Origin of the sequence: Rhizobium sp. YTUHZ045 (assembly GCF_051124255.1) — a bacterium.
Lineage (GTDB): Bacteria > Pseudomonadota > Alphaproteobacteria > Rhizobiales > Rhizobiaceae > Rhizobium.
Genome location: NZ_CP101432.1, coordinates 3,962,631 through 3,983,360 on the forward strand (window position 1 = coordinate 3,962,631; position 20,730 = coordinate 3,983,360).

General features: G+C 61.1%; 13 protein-coding genes. 12 read left to right on the forward strand and 1 reads right to left on the reverse strand.

Going from position 1 to position 20,730, the window contains the following annotated elements:
* Positions 1–49: 49 nt before the first annotated feature.
* Positions 50–547, reverse strand: coding sequence for a DUF1993 domain-containing protein (locus NMA58_RS19515; protein WP_430960066.1), 498 nt, complete (start codon positions 545–547; stop codon positions 50–52).
* A gap of 366 nt (positions 548–913) precedes the next feature.
* Here NMA58_RS19515 and NMA58_RS19520 point away from each other — a divergent pair, with 366 nt between their 5' ends.
* The 12 genes from NMA58_RS19520 (at position 914) to NMA58_RS19575 (ending at position 20,678) form a co-directional block, all read left to right on the forward strand.
* Positions 914–1,843, forward strand: coding sequence for a sugar ABC transporter substrate-binding protein (locus tag NMA58_RS19520; protein ID WP_430960065.1), 930 nt, complete (start codon positions 914–916; stop codon positions 1,841–1,843).
* 69 nt (positions 1,844–1,912) lie between these two features.
* On the forward strand, positions 1,913–3,454 hold the full coding sequence (locus tag NMA58_RS19525; RefSeq protein WP_430960064.1) for a sugar ABC transporter ATP-binding protein: 1,542 nt from the start codon (positions 1,913–1,915) through the stop codon (positions 3,452–3,454).
* Between the two features lie 34 nt (positions 3,455–3,488).
* A complete protein-coding gene (locus tag NMA58_RS19530; RefSeq protein ID WP_064805578.1) occupies positions 3,489–4,514 on the forward strand; it encodes an ABC transporter permease in 1,026 nt (341 codons plus the stop codon).
* A 158-nt stretch (positions 4,515–4,672) separates the two neighbouring features.
* A complete protein-coding gene (locus NMA58_RS19535) occupies positions 4,673–5,731 on the forward strand; it encodes a dipeptidase (protein WP_097598236.1) in 1,059 nt (352 codons plus the stop codon).
* A 94-nt stretch (positions 5,732–5,825) separates the two neighbouring features.
* The gene (locus tag NMA58_RS19540) at positions 5,826–7,469 is read left to right on the forward strand and encodes an ABC transporter substrate-binding protein (protein ID WP_434711641.1); all 1,644 of its coding nucleotides are present in this window, start codon (positions 5,826–5,828) and stop codon (positions 7,467–7,469) included.
* Positions 7,470–7,487: 18 nt separating this feature from the next.
* Positions 7,488–8,555, forward strand: coding sequence for an ABC transporter permease (locus tag NMA58_RS19545; protein WP_434711642.1), 1,068 nt, complete (start codon positions 7,488–7,490; stop codon positions 8,553–8,555).
* A complete protein-coding gene (locus NMA58_RS19550; RefSeq protein WP_434711643.1) occupies positions 8,552–9,487 on the forward strand; it encodes an ABC transporter permease in 936 nt (311 codons plus the stop codon). The genes NMA58_RS19545 and NMA58_RS19550 overlap by 4 nt, the downstream gene beginning before the upstream one ends.
* Complete coding sequence (locus NMA58_RS19555; RefSeq protein ID WP_085779796.1) at positions 9,484–10,317, forward strand: ABC transporter ATP-binding protein; 834 nt, start codon at positions 9,484–9,486, stop codon at positions 10,315–10,317. Before NMA58_RS19550 ends, NMA58_RS19555 begins: the two co-directional genes overlap by 4 nt.
* A complete protein-coding gene (locus NMA58_RS19560; protein ID WP_434711644.1) occupies positions 10,314–11,063 on the forward strand; it encodes an ABC transporter ATP-binding protein in 750 nt (249 codons plus the stop codon). Before NMA58_RS19555 ends, NMA58_RS19560 begins: the two co-directional genes overlap by 4 nt.
* A 161-nt stretch (positions 11,064–11,224) precedes the next feature.
* Entirely contained in the window at positions 11,225–11,416 is a 192-nt protein-coding gene (locus NMA58_RS19565) for a hypothetical protein (protein ID WP_434711645.1), read from the forward strand.
* A gap of 124 nt (positions 11,417–11,540) precedes the next feature.
* On the forward strand, positions 11,541–11,705 hold the full coding sequence (locus NMA58_RS19570) for a hypothetical protein (RefSeq protein WP_020922541.1): 165 nt from the start codon (positions 11,541–11,543) through the stop codon (positions 11,703–11,705).
* A gap of 453 nt (positions 11,706–12,158) precedes the next feature.
* Entirely contained in the window at positions 12,159–20,678 is an 8,520-nt protein-coding gene (locus NMA58_RS19575; RefSeq protein ID WP_434711646.1) for a GH36-type glycosyl hydrolase domain-containing protein, read from the forward strand.
* Positions 20,679–20,730: the final 52 nt, after the last annotated feature.

Consider the following 20,730-nt stretch of genomic DNA (forward strand, 5'->3'; position numbering starts at 1 on the left):
TTTTATGTCAAGCAAGACCCGCTGTGCGCTTTGCCGGAATTGCCTTGAATCAGCCCAGATAGTCGCGCTTGCCGATCGGTGCGCCCTGGTTGCGCAGGATGGCGTGGGCGGTGGCGACGTGAAAGTAGAAGTTCGGTAGGGCGAAGGTGGTGACATATTCGTCACCCGGCAGCACGATGCCGCTTTTGCCCGGCAGAGTGATCTGTCGGCTTTCCGCGCCCTCCAGGGCTTGCGCCGAGAAGCCGGCGAGATAGGCTTCTGTCTTTGCCAGGCGCTCGCGCAAATGCTCGATCGTCGTCTCGTTATCGTCGAACTTTGGCGCGTCGGTTGCGGTCAGGCGAGCGAGCGTGAACTTGGCGCTGTCGCTGGCCCGCTGATATTGGCCGGCCAGCGACAGCATGTCGGGTGCAAGCCGCGCGGAGACGAGTATCACCGGATCGATATTCTTTTCCTTCGCATAGGCTTCAGCCTTATCGAGATAGGTCTTCAGGCTGGCGAGGCCGCGCTGGAACATCGGAACGGTAAGGCGATAGATCGAAATGGACATCAGTCTGTCTCCAGGATTTTCAAAATGAGCGGCCGCGGCGATGTCGAAGGGCCTGCGGCGGGGCCTGTCTTCGACCTTTCCATAGATGGCGGCTGCCCACTTCGTGCGCAATGTCGCCGAACGCCTGTGCCACCCGCAATTCCCATGCATTGCCCCATCAATATCCCGAGTGCCGCTAAAGAGAGGCTTGACGTCGCTCCCAGAAAATGGAATGAATATTCCGCAGAACAAATTTTACGGTTTGTTTGTTCCGTTTTCGGAACGCCGCGGGAGAGGCGGCGCAGCAAATTGCGGCTTCAGGGCAGATGCCTGGAGCTCCGGCGTGAGGAGGGTGCAGCCGGGCACCGCTTTGTGGAGGAAGTAAAAATGAAAAAGTTTATCCTGGGCACTGCGATGGCGCTCGTCATGTCGACGGCCGCCCATGCGGAAACGGTTGGCGTGTCGATGGCCAAGTTCGACGACAACTTCCTGACCGTTCTGCGCAACGGCATGACCGATTATGCAAAGACGCTTTCCGGCGTCACGCTGCAGGTCGAAGACGCACAGAACGACGTTTCCAAGCAGCAGAGCCAGATCCAGAATTTCATCGCCTCCAAGGTCGATGCAATCATCGTCAACCCTGTCGATACCGATGCGACGACGGCGATGTCGAAGCTTGCCGCCGATGCCGGCATTCCGCTGGTTTACGTGAACCGCCAGCCGGTCAACGTCGACACGCTTCCGGAAAAGCAGGCCTTCGTCGCTTCCAACGAGCAGGAATCCGGCACGCTGGAAACCAAGGAAATCTGCCGCATTCTTGGTGGCAAGGGCAAGGCCGTCGTCATCATGGGCGAGCTTTCCAACCAGGCTGCCCGCATGCGCACCCAGGACGTCCATGACGTCATCAAGACGGATGAATGCAAGGGCCTTGAGATCGTCGAAGAGCAGACGGCCAACTGGGATCGTACCCAGGGCGCCGATCTTATGACCAACTGGCTCTCCAGCGGCATCGAGTTCGACGCTGTGATCTCCAACAACGACGAAATGGCGATCGGCGCCATCCAGGCGCTGAAGGCAGCCGGCAAGGACCTGAGCAAGATCGTCATCGGCGGTGTCGACGCCACCCAGGACGCGCTTGCCGCCATGCAGGCGGGCGACCTCGACGTCACCGTGTTCCAGGACGCTGCCGGCCAGGGCAAGGGCGCACTCGATACGGCGCTCAAGCTTGCCAAGGGCGAAAAGACCGAGAAGAAGGTCTACATCCCCTTCCAGCTCGTCACGCCTGAAAACGTCAAGGACTTCGTCACCAAGAACTGAGGTAAGTGCCAAGCAGGATGCGGGCTCTGCCCGCATCCTTTCCGCCTGTCCGTATCCGGAGGAGATGATATGGCCGTCAGCCCGACAACCATGGCAGCCGTGCGTGCAAGCGGCGCCGTTCCGAATGCGGAGTTTCTCTTGAGCGCCGAGGGCGTTCGCAAGGAGTTTCCCGGCGTCGTCGCACTCGATGACGTGCAGTTTCGGCTGAAGCGCGCCTCCGTGCATGCGCTGATGGGTGAAAACGGCGCCGGCAAATCGACATTGATGAAGATCCTCGCCGGCATCTATACGCCCGATAAAGGCGATATTCGCCTCAAAGGGGTCGAGATCCAGCTGAAATCTCCGCTCGATGCGCTGGAGAACGGTATCGCCATGATCCATCAGGAGCTGAACCTGATGCCGTTCATGACCGTTGCCGAAAATATCTGGATCCGCCGCGAACCGAAGAACCGCTTCGGTTTCATTGACCATGGCGTGATGCATAACATGACCGAGGAGCTGTTTGCCCGGCTCAATATTGATATCGATCCCGATATCGAAGTCCGGCACCTCTCGGTCGCCAACCGGCAGATGGTCGAGATCGCCAAGGCGGTGTCGTATAATTCCGATGTCCTCATCATGGACGAACCCACTTCGGCCCTGACGGAGCGCGAGGTCGAGCATCTTTTCCGCATTATCCGCGACCTCAGGTCTGAGGGAATCGGCATCGTCTACATCACCCATAAGATGAACGAGCTGTTCGAGATCGCCGATGAGTTTTCCGTCTTCCGCGATGGCCGATATATCGGCACGCACGCCTCGACCGACGTCACCCGCGACGACATCATCCGCATGATGGTCGGGCGCGAGATCACTCAGATGTTTCCGAAGGAACAGGTACCGATCGGCGAGGTCGTGCTCTCCGTCAAGGACCTCTGTCTCAAAGGCGTCTTCCGCAATGTTTCCTTCGAGGTCAGGGCCGGCGAGATTCTAGGTGTGGCCGGCCTCGTCGGCTCCGGACGGTCGAATGTCGCCGAAACGCTGTTCGGCGTGACGCCGGCAAGCTCCGGCACGATCGAACTGTTCGGCAAGCCGGTGACGATTTCCTCGCCGACCGAAGCGATCCGTCACCAGATGGCATTCCTGACGGAGGATCGCAAAGACACCGGCTGCCTGTTGATCCTGGATATCCTGGAAAACATGCAGATCGCCGTCCTGCAGGACAAATTCGTCAAGGGTGGTTTCGTGCAGCAGGGCGCAATCGAGGCCACCTGCGAAGACATGGCAAAGAGGCTGCGCGTGAAAACCCCCAATCTCTACGAGCGGGTGGAAAACCTTTCGGGCGGCAATCAGCAGAAAGTACTGATCGGGCGCTGGCTGCTCACCCATCCGAAGATCCTGATCCTCGATGAACCGACGCGCGGCATCGATGTCGGCGCCAAGGCGGAAATCCATCGGCTGGTCACGGAAATGGCGCGAAACGGCGTGGCGGTTATCATGATCTCATCCGAAATGCCCGAGGTTCTGGGCATGAGCGACCGCATCATGGTCATGCATGAGGGCCTGGTGACTGGTTTCCTCAATCGCGATGAAGCAACGCAGATCAAGGTGATGGAACTGGCTGCGCGGTAATGCGCAACTTGGGATCGCCTAAGGGAGGTTTGATATGAGTACCAAGGCAGCAGAGGGTACGGCCCCGCTCGCAACCCGGCAGAGACGGCGGCGTATGCCGCCGGAACTCAGCATCTTCCTGGTGCTTGTCGGCATCGCGCTCATCTATGAAGCGCTCGGCTGGATGTTCATCGGCCAAAGCTTCCTGATGAATTCGCAGCGCCTGACAATCATGATCCTGCAGGTCTCCGTCATCGGCATTATCGCCGTAGGCGTCACGCAGGTCATCATAACAGGCGGCATCGATCTATCATCGGGCTCGGTCGTCGGCATGACGGCGATGATCGCAACAAGTTTCGCACAGTCCTCCACCTGGGGGCGGGCCGTCTTCCCCTCGCTGACTGATCTTCCGGCGCTCGTGCCCATCATGATCGGTCTGCTGATCGGAGCGGCGGCGGGTCTCGCGAACGGCGCGCTGATCGCCTATACGAAGATCCCTCCGTTCATTGCAACACTTGGCATGTTCGTTTCCGCCAGAGGTGTCGCCAAGTGGTATACGAAAGGACAGCCGGTTTCCGGGATCACCGAGCAGTTCCATTTCATCGGGACGAAGGCGTGGCCGGTTGTCGTCTTCCTCGTCGTCGCGCTGATCTTCCATATCGCTCTGCGCTACACCCGCTATGGAAAGTTCACCTACGCCATCGGCGCGAACCCCCAGGCGGCTCGAGTTTCCGGTATCAACATCGAAGCGCACCTCGTCAAAGTCTATGTGATTGCTGGATTGCTTGCGGGTCTCGCCGGCATCGTCACGGCGGCGCGCGCGGAAACTGCGCAGGCAAGCATGGGCGTCGGATATGAGTTGGACGCGATCGCCGCGACCGTCATCGGTGGCACCTCGCTCACCGGCGGCGTTGGGCGCATCACCGGCACCGTCATCGGCACCATCATTCTTGGCGTCATGACCTCGGGCTTCACCTTCCTCAGGATCGACGCCTATTACCAGGAGATCGTCAAAGGCTTCATCATCGTCGCGGCAGTCGTCATCGACGTCTACAGACAGAAGAAGCGCCGCAAGCACTGAGGACGACCATGTGATCCGATGATTTTGCGGGGGCTTCGGCCCCCGTTTCGCTTTTGGTCATGCTCCACGATGCCGATGCCCAAAAAAAGAGGTGGCGAATTCCGTCAGCTTTTCTATTCTGCCGCTTATTGGCCCGCTCGGGCAGCGCAGGAAGACAGATGCAATTCGTATTTGACGGCCACAACGACGTTCTCCTCCGGCTCTGGACACATTCAAAAGACGGCAGCGACCCGATCGCGGAATTCGCAGACGGAACGACGACCGGCCATATCGATGCGCGTCGCGCCAGGGAAGGAGGCCTCTCAGGCGGCCTCTGCGCCATCTACATTCCCTCGGGCGATCTTGTCTTCGCCGATCCGGATGCCGATGGCCGCTACATCACGCCGATGGCGGCTCCTCTCGATCCGCTGCCGTCGCTTGCCATCGCCACCGAAATGGCGGCGATCGCTTTGCGGCTCGACCAGGCAGGCGCCTGGCGGCTCTGCCGGACGGTTAAGGACATCCGCGGCGCCATGCAGGAGGGCATCTTTGCCGCCGTCATGCATATGGAAGGCTGTGAGGCTATCGGCCCCGACCTTTCGGCTCTCGAACTATTTTATGCAGCGGGACTGCGATCGCTTGGCCCGGTCTGGAGCCGGCACAACGTCTTCGGACATGGCGTGCCCTTCGCTTTCCCGATGTCGCCGGATACGGCGCCCGGCCTCACCGAGGCCGGTTTCGAGCTGGTGAGAGAGTGCAATCGGCTCGGTATCCTTATCGACCTCGCCCACATTACCGAAAAGGGCTTCTGGGACGTAGCGAAGACGACGGACCAGCCGCTGGTCGCCAGCCATTCCAATGCGCATGCACTGACGCCGGTGGCGCGCAATCTGACGGATAGGCAGCTCGATGCGATCCGCGAAAGCCGCGGGCTCGTCGGCATCAACTATGCCACCGCCATGCTGCGTCCCGACGGTCGCTCGGACAGCGACACACCGCTTGCCGATATGATCCGCCACATTGACTATCTGGTGAACCGCATCGGCATCGATTGCGTCGGCCTCGGATCGGACTTCGACGGCGCAACCATTCCGGAAGAAATCGGCGACGCGGCCGGCAATCAGAAGCTGATTGCCGCTCTCCGGGAGGTTGGATATGGTGAGGCCGACCTCAAGAAACTTGCCCGTGAAAATTGGCTTCGTATTCTGGCGCAAGCTTGGCGGGAGGACCACGCCTAAAGTGCGGCGCGCCTCTCGACGCACTGAAAACGGACAATATTTTAATGGGACCGACAAAACGCTTCGTAATCAATCAAGAACAGGGGAACAGACCATGATGATCGCCAAGCTCAGCCGCAATTTCCGCCTACTTTCCGCAGGGGCCGCCATATCGCTCCTGATGATGACGGCACCCGCCGCCTTTGCCGAGACGCCCAAGGACACGCTGGTCGAAGGGTTTGCCATCGACGACATCATCACCATGGATCCGGGCGAAGCCTTCGAGCTTTCGACCGCGGAGATCACCAGCAACAGCTACAGCCTGCTCGTCCGTCTCGATCTCGCCGACACGTCCAAGGTGAAGGGTGATCTTGCCGAGAGCTGGAGCGTTTCGGATGACGGCCTCACCTATACGTTCAAGCTGAAGCCCGGCCTGAAGTTCGCCTCCGGAAACCCCATTACCGCCGAAGACGTTGCATGGTCGTTCGAACGCGCCGTCAAGCTCGACAAAAGCCCGGCGTTCATCCTCACCCAGTTCGGCCTGACGGGCGACAATGTCACCGAAAAGGCCAAGGCGACTGATGCCAATACCTTCGTCTTCACCGTGGACAAGGCCTATGCGCCGAGCTTCGTGCTCAACTGCCTGACGGCGACTGTCGCCTCGGTTGTCGACAAGAAGCTCGTGATGGAACATGTGAAGGCGGTGACGCCGGATGCCGAGCATAAATACGACAATGATTTCGGCAATGAATGGCTGAAGACCGGTTATGCCGGCTCCGGCGCCTTCAAACTGCGCGAATGGCGGGCAAACGAAGTCGTCGTGCTTGAGCGGAACGACAATTATTACGGCGACAAGGCCAAGCTCAACCGCGTCATCTACCGCTATATGAAGGAAAGTTCGGCCCAGCGGCTGGCGCTCGAAGCTGGTGATATCGACATCGCCCGAAATTTGGAGCCGGGCGATATCGACGCCGTTTCCAAGAATGCCGATCTCGCCACGACAAGTGCGCCGAAAGGCACGATCTACTATGTCAGCCTGAACAACAAGAACGAGAACCTGAAGAAGCCTGAAGTCCAAGAGGCTTTCAAGTATCTGGTCGACTACGATGCGATCGGCGCGACCTTGATCAAGGGCATCGGCGAGATCCACCAGACCTTCCTGCCGAAGGGTCAACTGGGTGCCTTGGATGAAAACCCCTACAAGCTCGACGTTGCCAAGGCCAAGGAGCTCCTTGCCAAGGCCGGCGTCCCCGACGGTTTTTCGGTAACGATGGACGTGCGCAACACGCAGCCGGTCACTGGTATCGCCGAATCCATGCAGCAGACTCTGGCGCAGGCTGGCGTAAAGCTGGAAATCATTCCCGGCGACGGCAAGCAGACGCTGACAAAATATCGCGCTCGCACCCACGACATCTATATCGGCAACTGGGGCTCGGATTATTTCGATCCGAATTCCAATGCCGATACCTTCACCAGCAATCCGGACAATTCCGATGCCGGCACGGTGAAGACGCTCGCCTGGCGCAACACTTGGGAGGCGCCGGAACTCGACAAGCAGACAAAGGCTGCTCTGCTTGAACGCGACAACGCCAAGCGCGCGGCAATGTATGAGGATATCCAGAAGAAGTTCCTTGCCAACAGCCCCTTCGTCATCATCTTCCAGCAGACCGAGGTAGCGGGCTATCGGAAGAATCTGAAGGACTTCAAACTGGGGCCGAGCTTCGACACCAACTTCGTCGGTCCGATCGCCAAGGAATAATCCGGCGGGATCAACGGCGTGAGCACCATCGAAACCAGGCAGGAGGCGCGGCCCCGCAAGGGCCGTGCCGGCGCCTTCGCCAAGGCTTTGGGGCGGTTCCTGTTCGCCGCCGTCACCACCTATCTTGGCTTGCTGGCCGTCACCTTCTTCATCGGCCGAGTCGTACCGATCGATCCCGTGCTCGCCATTCTCGGCGACCGCGCTCCCACCCATGTCGTCGAGCGGGTGCGCCAGGAGATGGGTTTCAACCTGCCGCTCTATCAGCAGTTCTACATCTATATCAAAGGCGTCCTGTCCGGCGATTTCGGCAACTCGGTGCTGACGACCAATCCTGTCATGGTCGACATCCGCCGGGTCATGCCGGCGACGATCGAGCTCGCGACGTTGGGAACGCTGATCGGCGCCTGCGTCGGCGTGCCGCTTGGCGTTCTCGCCGCAGTGCGCCGCGGCAGCATCGCCGACCAGATCGTACGCGTCATTGGTCTCATCGGCTATTCGGTGCCGATCTTCTGGCTGGCGCTGATCTCCCTCGTCATCTTCTATGCGCAGCTGCGCTGGGTGGCTTTTCCCGGCCGAATCGACATCGTTTTCGAATATACCTTCACGCCGATCACCGGCTTCTATCTTCTGGACAGCGCCTGGCAGCGGCAATGGGATGTATTCTACGACGTCTTCCGCCACATCATCCTGCCCGCGTCGCTGCTCGGCTATTTTTCGCTTGCCTATATCAGCCGCATGACGCGCAGTTTCATGCTGAACGAGCTTTCGCAGGAATATATCGTCGCCGCGCGTGCCAAAGGTCTTTCGGAAACACGGGTGATCTGGGGCCATGCGCTACGCAATGCCGCCGTGCCGCTCGTCACCGTCATCGCGCTTTCCTATGCCGGGCTGCTCGAAGGATCGGTGCTGACCGAGACCGTATTTTCCTGGCCGGGCATCGGGCTCTACATCACCAATTCGCTGCAGAACGCCGATATGAACGCCGTGCTCGGCGGCACGATCGTCATCGGGACGATCTTCATCGGCATCAATCTTCTGTCTGATCTTCTCTACCGGACGCTCGATCCGAGGACGCGAAACCGATGACGGCTCCTGCCAGCCCCTCTCCTGCGATGAGCCGCCGCGAATGGCTGCTTTCCGACCGGCCGCAATCGCGAAGGCAGGCCCGTCTCGGCCGCGCTTACGTCACCTGGCGGCAGTTCACGGCCAACAGGCTTGCCGTCGTCGGCCTGCTGATCATCGTCGCCCTGCTCCTCGTCGCCGCGTTCGCGGATCTCCTCGCCACGCACAACCCCGTCGTCGGCGATCTCCGCAATGCCCGCCTGCTGCCGCCGGGAACGAGCGGCTACCTGCTCGGCACGGATGATCAGGGCCGCGACATCTATTCACGGCTGATCTATGGATCGCGATTGACCCTGTTCGTAGTCGTGCTCGTCGCCATCATCTCCGCGCCGATCGGGCTGATCGTCGGCACGGTCTCAGGTTATGCCGGAGGCTGGGTAGATGCGACCCTGATGCGCATCACCGATATCTTTCTTGCCTTTCCGAAGCTGGTTTTGGCGCTCGCCTTCGTCGCCGCGCTCGGCCCCGGCATCCAGAACGCGGTCATCGCCATCGCCATCACCTCCTGGCCCCCCTATGCCCGCATCGCTCGGGCCGAGACGCTGACGGTCCGGTGTTCCGACTACATTGCGGCGGTGAAGCTGATGGGCGCCTCGCCGTTCCGCATCATCGTGCGCCATGTCATGCCGCTCTGCATTTCCTCGCTGATCGTGCGCGTGACGCTCGATATGGCCGGCATCATTCTGACAGCGGCCGGCCTCGGCTTTCTGGGTCTCGGCGCACAGCCGCCGCTGCCGGAATGGGGCGCGATGATCGCCTCGGGCCGGCGCTTCATTCTGGATCAGTGGTGGGTCGCGGCCATGCCCGGCATCGCCATTCTCATCGTCAGTCTCGGTTTTAATCTCTTAGGCGACGGCCTGCGCGATGCGCTCGATCCGAAGGAGAGCGGCCGATGACGACGCTTCTAACGGTCGACAAGCTCAAGGTCAGTTACCCCACCCGCACCGGCCTGATCGAGGCAGTGCGCGGCGTCTCCTTCACGCTCGGCAGAGAAAGGCTCGGCATCGTCGGCGAATCCGGCTCCGGCAAATCGCAGACCGGCCGGGCGATCATGGGGCTGACGCCGAAACACGGGATCGTCACGGCCGACAGGCTCGATTTCAGCGGCATCGATCTCCTCAAGGCATCCGCCGGCGAAAGGCGCAGGTTGCGCGGCAAGCGCATCGCCATGATCCTGCAGGATCCGAAATATTCGCTCGACCCAGTCATGACGATCGGACGGCAGATCTGCGAAACGCTGCGCACTCATGAGAAGATCGGCAAAGCGGAAGCGCGCGAACGGGCGCTCGCCATGCTGGAAGCGGTGCAGATCCGCGATCCCAAACGCGTCTTCGACCTGCACCCGCACGAAGTTTCGGGCGGCATGGGACAGCGCGCCATGATCGCCATGATGCTGATTGCCGGGCCTGAACTGCTGATTGCCGACGAACCGACTTCGGCGCTCGACGTGACGGTGCAGCTCGATGTGCTGCGGATCATGGACAGGCTGGTCTCTGAGCGCGGAATGGGGCTGATCTTCGTTTCCCATGATCTGAGGCTGGTCTCTTCCTTCTGCGACCGGGTCATCGTCATGTATGCCGGCAAGATCGTCGAAGAGCTGGCGGCTGCCGATCTCAAACATGCGCAGCATCCCTATACCAGGGGACTGCTGAACTGCATGCCGGAAATCGGCGCGAACCGCCATCCGCTGCCGGTGCTCGACCGCAAGCCGGAGTGGGCGGCATGAGCGCAGCCCTCCACGTCGACAATCTCAGTGTCGCCTACGATGATTTTCATGCGCTGAAGGATGTCAGCGTCAGCGTCGACCGCGGTGAATCTTTCGGCCTCGTCGGTGAATCCGGGTCAGGCAAATCGACCTTGCTGCGCGCCGTTGCCGGACTTGCGCCCATCAGCGGCGGCGCGGTCCGCATCGACGGCGAAGAGTTGAAGGGTTCGAAGCGCAGCAAGGCCTTCTATCGGCGGGTGCAGATGGTCTTCCAGGATCCCTACGGCTCGCTGCATCCGCGTCAGACGATCGATCGGTTGCTGCTCGAACCGCTTGCGATCCACGCCGTTACCGACAGCGACAAGCGTATTGCCCGCGCGCTCGACGAAGTCGGTCTCGGCAATGGTTTCCGTTTCCGCTATCCGCATCAGCTTTCCGGTGGTCAGCGACAGCGCGTGGCGATCGCCAGGGCGCTGATCGTGCAACCGTCGATCCTGCTGCTCGACGAGCCGACATCGGCGCTCGACGCCTCAGTGCAGGCGGAGGTGCTGAACCTGCTCGAACAGATACGCCGCGACCGCAAGCTCACTTTCGTCATGGTCAGCCATGACCTCGGCGTCATCACCCATATGTGCGAAAGGCTCGCGGTGATGCGCAGCGGCGCTGTCGTCGAACGATTGAGCTCGGATGAGCTGGCGCGGGGCACGGTCCAGGAGGATTACACGAAAAATTTGATGATCGCGAGCAAGGGTTTCGTCAAAGCCTAAAGGTAATCATTTCAAGCCATTGAAAAGAAAAGGCCGGCGGGGGCGTTAAGGATAATGTTCCCTTAAAAGACGACCATTCGACTAGACTATTGACAGCCGCCGCGCTTCTGTCATGATCCTGTTAACGATTGTTAGCTTTCGTGATCGATGGAGGTCGAGGCATGTTCTTTCTCGGTGGGATGACCATGGGCTATCTCGATCCTCCCGTAAAAGCCGATCGCAAGGAACAGATCACGGTCTCCATACCGGCGGAACAGGACCGGCGCCTGATCGGGACCGAGACCTCCGATCTGCAGCAGAACGAGAACGCCATCGAGCGCTCCCTGATCTGGGCATGGCGCACGCTTCGCTAAAGAGCGGTTGAATTTTCTCTTCCGCCCGCTCTGGACGCAAATTTATCTCTACCTACCTGATAGGGAATAAGAAATATAACAGCGAGCCGCACAACCGGCCGCACGAGAACAACGGAGGCGACACATGGCAGAGCTGGGTATTTCGCATACTCACGTGAACCACTATGGTTCGGTAGCCACCAAGAAGCCGCACGCGACGCGCCACAGGCTTCAGACGGTGCTCCATGGGACGATCTTCACCGCGGCATTCCTGTTCGTGGTGGCAATGGTCTGCGGCGTCCTCGGATAGTCGGCAGATGATAGGCCTCGGCACGTGCCGGGGCCGCCTGCGCCTCATGCGGCGCGTTACCTCGCTCGGGGCAAGCCCGATCAAAGCGCAGCCAGACCATGATCTGGCGAACCATCCTCCTATCGACAAGCCGCGGCCGGGCCGCAAGGTTGCGACATGCACGGCGCTCTGCCTTGCGCAGCAAGCGCGCCGGCCCGCTCGGCTCACCATTCTTGACTTGAATTATCGCGATAGTGTCCAACTTTTCGCCATGGTTTTGCGGAGAGGGTATTGATCGACCTTCAGGCTGCGCTGGACCAAGGCTAGGCCCGGTTACATCGCTTGCCCAGACGTCATTCACCCGGCTTCATCGATCTTCGAAGAATCAGGCCCCGTTCATGTAGCAGTCATGATAAGCAGTGCAAAAGGCTGAGCAAAACAGCCATAACTTTGTTTGGATCCAGAACCGAACCCATGTCTATTGCCAATCTTTCTCCGAGCCTTCCGCGCGAATCCGATACGAAGCAGATTGATCACAATGATTCGATCCGCTCGACCTATCTTTCCATCGAGGACATCAAGGCGATGGGCGAAGCGGTCGTCGTCAACGGCGTCGACAAGCTGCCGGCTTTCGCACCCTTTGATTTCTTCGCGCGCCACAAGGAAAACGAGAAGGAAATTCTGCGCGTCTACCGCACCACGGCAACCGACGTCGAGGCCGGAGAGACGATCACGCCGGCGGCGGAATGGCTGCTGGACAATCACTACATCGTCGAAGAGGCGATCCAGGAGGTGCGGCGCGACTTTCCCCGCCGCTTCTACCGCGAACTGCCGACGATGCGTGTCGGCGGCGTCGACATTCCGCGCACACTGGTGCTTGCCTGGCTCTACGTCGCCCATACCCACAGCACGATCTCGCAGGAAAGCCTGACGGCGCTGGTCGACGGCTTCCAGAGCAGGGAGACGCTGAGGATCGGCGAACTCTGGGCACTGCCCTCGCTGGTGCGCTATGTGCTGGTGGAAAACCTTCGCCGCATTTCGAGCCGTGTCGAAGCCAGCCGCCGCCTGCGCCGGCGCGCCAATGAGGCGGCCGACGAATTGGTGCGCCTGACCGATCCAGCCAAGGCGGCCGCCTATCTGAAGACGCTGGAACCGCTTGCCGAAGATAATACCTTCTCGACGCAGTTCCTCTATCGCCTGCGTGACGGCTCACAGACGTCGAGTCTGGCGATCACCTGGCTCGATGAACGCCTGGAAGAGCTCGGTCGCAACACCGAAGAGGCGACGACGGCCGAACACAGCCGTCTCTCTTCCGGCAACGTGACGATGGGCAACATCATCCGTAGCCTGCGCGAGATCGACGATACCGAATGGTCGGTCTGGGTCGAACAGGTCAGCCATGTCGACAAGCTGCTCTGGGAGCATTCGGATTACGGCATCCTCGATTCCGGTTCACGAAACAAATACCGCAAGCAGATCGAGAAACTGGCCAAGCGCTCGCCGCTGACCGAAATGCAAATCGCCCAGCTGGCGCTCGACATGACCGAGGCCGCCAAGGCCTCCGACGAGCCGCAGCCACATGAGCCGAATGTCGGTGGCTTCTTGTCAGGCGCGCAACGGCCGAAGCTCGAGGCGCGGGCGAATTATCGCCCGACGATCACCCAGCACTTCGTGCGCGCCGTGCGCCGGTTCAACTGGCTGTCGATCGCGCTGCCCGTCATGCTGCTGACGATCATCGCCATGGCGATCGTCGGCAGGTTCATGGCAAGTGCCGGAATGGGCGCCATCGAAATGGCAATCCTGCTGATCATGTTCTCATTGCCGGCCTCGGAGGGCGCAACAGGTCTCTTTAATACCCTGCTGTCCTTCTTCGTCACCCCGGCCCGCCTCGTCGGCTACGAGTTCAAGGAAGGCATTCCGGAGGATGCGCGCACGCTGCTCGTGGTGCCCTGCCTGATCTCGAACCGCGACAGCGTCGACGATCAGGTGCGCAATCTCGAAGTTCATTATCTCGCCAATCCGCGTGGAGAGATTTATTTCGCGATGCTCAGCGATTGGCCCGACAGCGATGCCGAGGAAACGCCTGCCGATCTCGAGGTTCTCGACTATGCAAGACGCGAGATCGCTAATCTTTCCGCCCGCTATGCCTATGACGGCAAGACGCGTTTCTACCTGCTGCATCGCCGCCGCCTCTACAATCCCTCGGAAGGTGTGTGGATGGGCTGGGAGCGCAAGCGCGGCAAGCTGCATGAACTGAATATGCTGCTGCGCGGCGACCGCGACACGACCTATCTGCCCGGCGCCAACACCGTGCCGGCCAATGTGCAATATGTCATGACGCTCGATGCCGACACACGCCTGATGCGCGATGCCGTCACCAAGCTCGTCGGCAAGCTCTATCATCCGATCAACCGCCCGGTCATCAATCCGAAGACCGGCCGCGTCGAAAGCGGCTATGGCGTGCTGCAGCCGCGCGTGACGCCGTCGCTGACCACGGGCAAGGATGCCTCGGTCTTCCAGCGCGTCTTCTCGATCAACCGAGGCCTCGACCCCTATGTCTTCACGGTGTCCGACGTCTATCAGGATCTCGCCGGCGAAGGCACGTTCACCGGCAAGGGCCTCTATCATGTCGATGCTTTCGAAGCCTCGCTGAAGGGCCGCATCGAGGAGAACTCGGTGCTCAGCCACGACCTTCTCGAAGGCTCGATGGCGCGCTGTGCGCTCGTCACCGATCTCGAATTGGTCGAGGATTTCCCGATCCGCTATGAGGTGGAGACCTCGCGCCAGCATCGCTGGGCGCGCGGCGACTGGCAGCTCCTGCCCTATATGTTCAATCCGAAATACGGCGTTACGGCCCTTGGCCGCTGGAAGATGTTCGATAATCTTCGCCGTTCGCTGACGCCGATCGCATGGTTCTTCGCCTCCGTGCTCGGCTGGTATTTCATGGGTCCGCTCGGCGCGCTCGTCTGGCAGATTCTCTTGATCTTCTGCCTGTTCGTGGCGCCGACGCTGTCGCTCATCAACGGCATCATCCCGCGCACCAGCGATATCGTCGCCCGCGCCCATCTCTATACGGTCTGGTCGGATATCACCGCCGCCAATGCGCAGGTCGCATTGCGGATCGTCTTCATCGCCGATTCGGCGGCGATGATGGCGGATGCGATCGGCCGGTCGCTCTACCGGCTGTTCGTCAGCCGCAAGCTGATGCTGCAGTGGCGGACCGCCGCCAGCGTCCAGGCAGGCGGCCAAGGCACCCTCGCCTCTTATTACAGGCAGATGTGGCATGCGCCGGTACTGGCGCTGCTGGCGCTCGGTTTCGCAGCCCTTCCCGGCGGCAACGCTTTCCTCGTCGGCATCCCCTTCGCGCTTTTATGGATTCTCTCGCCTGTCGTCGCCTGGTATGTCAGCCAGTCGGCCGAGACCGAGGACCGGCTCGAGGTCGCCGATTCCGTATCGAGCGAGCTGCGCAAGATCGCCCGGCGCACCTGGCGTTATTTCGAGACCTTCACCACGCCTGAACAAAATTATCTGCCGCCGGACAATATCCAGGAAACGCCGCACGTCATCGTGGCGGCGCGCACCTCGCCGACCAATATCGGCGTCTATCTGCTCTCCGTCGTTTCTGGCCGGCATTTCGGCTGGTTCTCCTTTGAGGAGACGCTCGAGCGGCTGGAGCAGACGATCGCGACGATCGACAAGATGGAGAAATTCCGCGGCCACCTGTTTAACTGGTATCACACCGATACGCTGCAGACGCTCGGGCCGCGTTACGTCTCTGCCGTCGACAGCGGCAATCTCGCCGGCCACCTCATCGCGATTTCCTCGGCCTGCCGCAACTGGGCTGAGGCGCCGTCGGCCCACATGCAGGGCAATCTCGACGGCGTCGGCGACACCGCCGGCATCCTCGGCGAAGTGCTGGCGGACCTGCCCGACGACCGCAAGACCGTGCGCCCGTTGCGCCGGCGCCTGGAAGAACGGATCGTCGGCTTCCAGAATGCGCTTGCCGCCGTCAAGCGCGAGCACGAGTTCGCCTCGATCCGCATCATCAACCTCGCCGTTCTCGCACGCGACATCGAAAAGCTCGCCGCCAATCTCGACCATGAGGTCAAGTCGAAGCAGAGCGAAGAGGTCACCCAATGGGCGGCGTCGCTGGTCAAGGTCTGCGAGGCGCATATATCAGACAGCACCTTCGATCTCTCCAAGGTCGATGCCCTCAGGCCGCGCCTGGTGGCGTTGCGCGACAAGGCCCGCGATCTCGCCTTCTCGATGGATTTCGGCTTCCTGTTCCGGCCGGAACGGCGCCTGCTGTCGATCGGCTACCGCGTCGAAAGCGGCGAACTCGACCAGGCCTGCTACGACCTTCTCGCCTCGGAATGCCGCCTGACCAGCCTCTTCGGCATCGCCAAGGGCGACCTGCCGACGGAACACTGGTATCGTCTGGGCCGCCAGGTCGTGCCGGTGGGTTCACGCGGCGCGCTGGTCTCCTGGTCCGGCTCGATGTTCGAATATCTGATGCCGCCGCTCGTCATGCAGGAGCGTGGCGGGGGTATTCTCAATCAGACGAACAATCTGGTCGTCATCGAGCAGATGAATTATGCCCGCAAGCTCGGTATCCCGTGGGGCATTTCGGAAGCGGCTTTCAATGCCCGCGACCATAACCTCAATTACCAGTACACGAATTTCGGCGTGCCGACGCTCGGTCTCAAGCGCGGCCTCGGCCACAATGCCGTCATCGCCCCCTATGCTTCGCTGCTGGCCAGCCAGTACGACCCGCCGGGCGCGCTCGAAAACCTGCAGAGGCTGCGCAAGGTCGGCGCACTCGGCAAGTTCGGCTTCCACGACGCGGTCGATTTCACGCCGACGCGCGTGCCGGAAGGCAAGAAATGCGCGGTGGTCTACAATTATTATGCCCACCATCACGGCATGTCGATCGCGGCCGTCGCCAACGTCGCCTTCAACGGCCATCTGCGCGAACTCTTCCACTCCGACCCGGTGATCGAGGCGGCGGAGCTTCTGCTGCAGGAAAAGGCGCCCCGCGACATTCCCGTCATGAGCGGCAAGCATGAATCCGATACGCCGGCCAGCATTCAGGACGATCTCATGCGGCCGGAAATCAGGAAGATCAGCGATCCCCTTTCGCGCGACCGCGAGCTCGTCTTCCTGTCGAACGGCCATTATTCCATGATGCTGACGGCGACGGGCGCCGGTTATTCCCGCTGGAACGGCCTTTCCGTTTCCCGCTGGAAGGCCGATCCGACCGAAGACCGCTGGGGCACCTTCATCTTCCTGCGCGATACCGCCACCAACGAATGGTGGTCGGCGACAGCGGAGCCGAAGGGTGTCGAGGGCGAAAAGATCAAGGTCGAATTCGCCGACGAAAAGGCGCAGTTCACCAAGACGGTCGGCGACCTGACGAGCGAGGTGGAGTGCATCATCGCCACCGAGCACGATGCCGAAGCCCGTCGTGTCACCCTGCTCAACATGGGAACGGAAGATCGTTTCATCGAAGTCACGTCCTATCTCGAACCGGTGATCACCTCGGATGATACCGACAGCGCGCATCCGGCATTCGCCCGCATGTTCGTCAAGACCGAGATCGGCAAGCGCGGCGACGTCATCCGCGCCGAACGCAACAAGCGTGATCCGAACGAGCCGAACATCAGCCTCGCACATCTGATCGTCGACAATGCCGGCGACACCCGTCACACCGAATTCGAAACCGATCGGCGCAAGTTCATCGGCCGCGGCCGCAGCCTTGCCGATGCGGCGGCGTTCGATCCGGGTGCGACACTTTCCGGCAGCGACGGCTTCACGCTTGATCCCGTGATGTCGTTGCGCCGCACCGTGCGGGTGCCGGCCGGCAAGAAGGTCAGCGTGTTCTTCTGGACGATTGCCGCGCCAAGCCGCGACGAGGTCGACAAGGCGGTCAACCGCTATCGTCATCCCGACGCCTTCAACCACGAGCTCGTCCAGGCCTGGACGCGCACGCAGGTGCAGATGCGCCATGTCGGCGTCACCTCGCAGCAGGCGGCAGCGTTCCAGCATCTCGGGCGCTACCTCGTCTATCCCGACATGCAGCTGCGCAAGGATGAGGCGACGGTCGAGGCCGGGCTGCAATCGCAATCGGCGCTCTGGCCGCTGGCTATCTCCGGCGATTTCCCGATCTTCACGTTGCGCGTCGACGACGACATGGATCTCGATATCGCCCGCGAGGCACTGCTGGCGCAGGAATATCTGCGTTCGCGCGGCGTCACCGCCGATCTCGTCATCATGAACGAACGCGCCTCTTCCTATGCGCAGGACATGCAACACGCGCTCGACGCCATGTGCGAGAACGTACGCCGCATGGGCCAGGCCGACGGCTTGCGCCAGCATATTTTCGCGGTTCGCAAGGACCTGATGGAAGAGAACACTTATAAGGCATTGATCGCGGCTTCCCGGGTTACCCTGCATGCGAAGAACGGCAAGGTCGTCGATCAGATCAACCGCGCCGTCGCCCTCTTTGCACCGTCGAAGGATGAACTGCAGGAGATGGAGCGCGCCGAGCGCAACAGGGCGCCAGTCAAACGCATCGCGCCGGTGCCGCCGCCCGTGGTGCCGGCCGTTGCCATCGAGGAGGAAGGCGACCTCGACTTCTGGAACGGCATTGGCGGCTTTGCGCGCGACGGCCGCGAATATGTCGTTCGCCTGCCGGGCGGTCATGCGACGCCGCAGCCTTGGATCAACGTCATTTCCAACGACAGCTTCGGTTTCCACGTGTCGGCCGAAGGCGCAGGTTTCACCTGGAGCGTCAACTCGCGCGATTATCAGCTGACGTCCTGGTCGAACGATGCGGTGATCAACCGGTCGGGCGAGGCCTTCTATCTCGCCGATCTCGAAAGCGGCGCCGTCATGACACCGTTCGCAGCGCTTTCGCGTCGGCCGGATATCCGCTTCGAAGCCCGCCACGGACTCGGCTATTCGGTCTTCTCCACCGTTCAGCACGAGATTGCGCTCGAGTTGACGCAGACGATCGACCGCGAGAAGCCGGTGAAACTGCAGCGCCTGCGCCTGCGCAACACCGGTTCGACCGGCCGCAAGCTGCGTCTCTACGGTTACGTCGAATGGGTTCTTGGCAGCAACCCGGGACGCACTGCGCCCTTCATTCTGTCGAGCCATGACGAGGAGACGGGGGCGCTGTTTGCCACCAATCCCTACAGCATCGATTTTTCCAACCGAACCGCTTTCTTCGCGGCGAGCGAGAAGCTTTCAAGCTTCTCGGCAAGCCGGCGCGAATTTATCGGCAAGGCTGGCACGATCCAGATGCCTCAGGCCGTCACCTCCGCAGCCCCGCTTTCGGGCATCACCGAGCTCGATGGCGATCCGGCCGCGGCTCTGGCGATCGACATCGAACTCGGGGCCGGCGAAGAGCGCGACGTCACCTTCTTGCTAGGCGATACGCCGACGGAGGAAGAAGCGCGCGCCTTTATCGCCGAGATCCGCAAGTCTTCGTTCGACGATGCGGTCGAGGCAAACCGCGCCTTCTGGCGGGATTTCACCGGCAGGCTACAGATCTCCACGCCAGATCGCGGGATGAACAATCTCGTCAACACCTGGCTGCCCTATCAGAGCCTCGGCTGCCGCATCATGGCCCGCACCGCCTTCTACCAGGCAAGCGGCGCCTTCGGTTTCCGCGACCAGTTGCAGGATACGCTGGCCTTCCTAATGCACGAACCCTCGATCGCCCGGCGTCAGATTCTGAATGCCGCCTCACGGCAGTTCCGCGAAGGTGATGTTCAGCATTGGTGGCTGCCGGGAACGGGTGCGGGCGTTCGCACCTTGATTTCGGACGACGTCGTCTGGCTGAGCTACGCGATCCACCATTATTGCAGCGTCACCGGCGACAAGACCGTGCTCGACGAGGAGCTTGCCTTTCTGGAAGGACCCGCTCTCCTCGAAGGTCAGCACGACTCGTTCTACAAGCCGGAGATTTCGGAGGACAAGGCGAGCGTCTACGAACATGCGGCCCTGGCGCTCGATCTCGCCATCGCCCGCAAGGGCGCAAACGGTCTGCCGCTGTTCCTCGGCGGCGACTGGAACGACGGCATGAACCGCGTCGGCATCGGCGGGCGCGGCACCAGCGTCTGGCTTGGCTGGTTCCTGGCGGGTGCATTGCGCGCCTTCATTCCCTATGCCGAAGAGCGCGGCGATTCGGCTCGAGTGGAGCGCTGGTCAGCCCATCTCGCCGAATTGAAGAAGGCGCTCGAAACTGCGGCGTGGGACGGCAGCTACTATCGCCGCGGCACATTCGACGACGGCGCGCTGCTCGGCTCCAAAGAGAGCCCGGAATGCCGGATCGACTCGATCGCACAATCCTGGAGCGTTCTGTCCGGCGAAGGCGACCCGGCTCGTGCCGGAAAGGCGATGGATGCCGTGCTCGACCAACTGGTCGATGAGGAGGCGCGCATCATCCGACTGTTCACGCCGCCTTTCGTCAATTCCGCCAGGGATCCCGGTTACATCAAGGCCTATCCGCCGGGCGTGCGTGAAAACGGCGGGCAATATACCCATGCCGCGACCTGGGTGGTGATGGCGCTTGCGGAACTGAAGCGGGGTGACGACGCGCTGCGCTGCTTCCAGATCCTCAATCCGATCACGCATGCCCTCGACAAGGCTTCGGCCGAACAATACCGGGTCGAACCCTATGTCGTGGCAGCTGACGTCTATGGGCATGAGCCTTATACGTCGCGCGGCGGCTGGACCTGGTATACCGGATCGGCTGGCTGGCTCTACCGAGCCGCCGTCGAGGGCATTCTGGGGATCCGGTTGAAGGACGGCCGGCTCCATGTGCGTCCGTCGCTTCCGTCGGAATGGGACGGTTTTGCGGCGGAGGTGGAGCGGGGCGGCGTCAAATACCGCATTTCGGTCTCAAAAGCGTCCAATGCCAGCGGCTACACTCTGTCGATCAACGGCAGCGAAGTCACCGATCCCGAAGAGGGATATCCGCTCGGATAACAGCGTTCTCCACGCTGAAGAACACGGCGATTCGCGACGGCCAAAAGGGAAC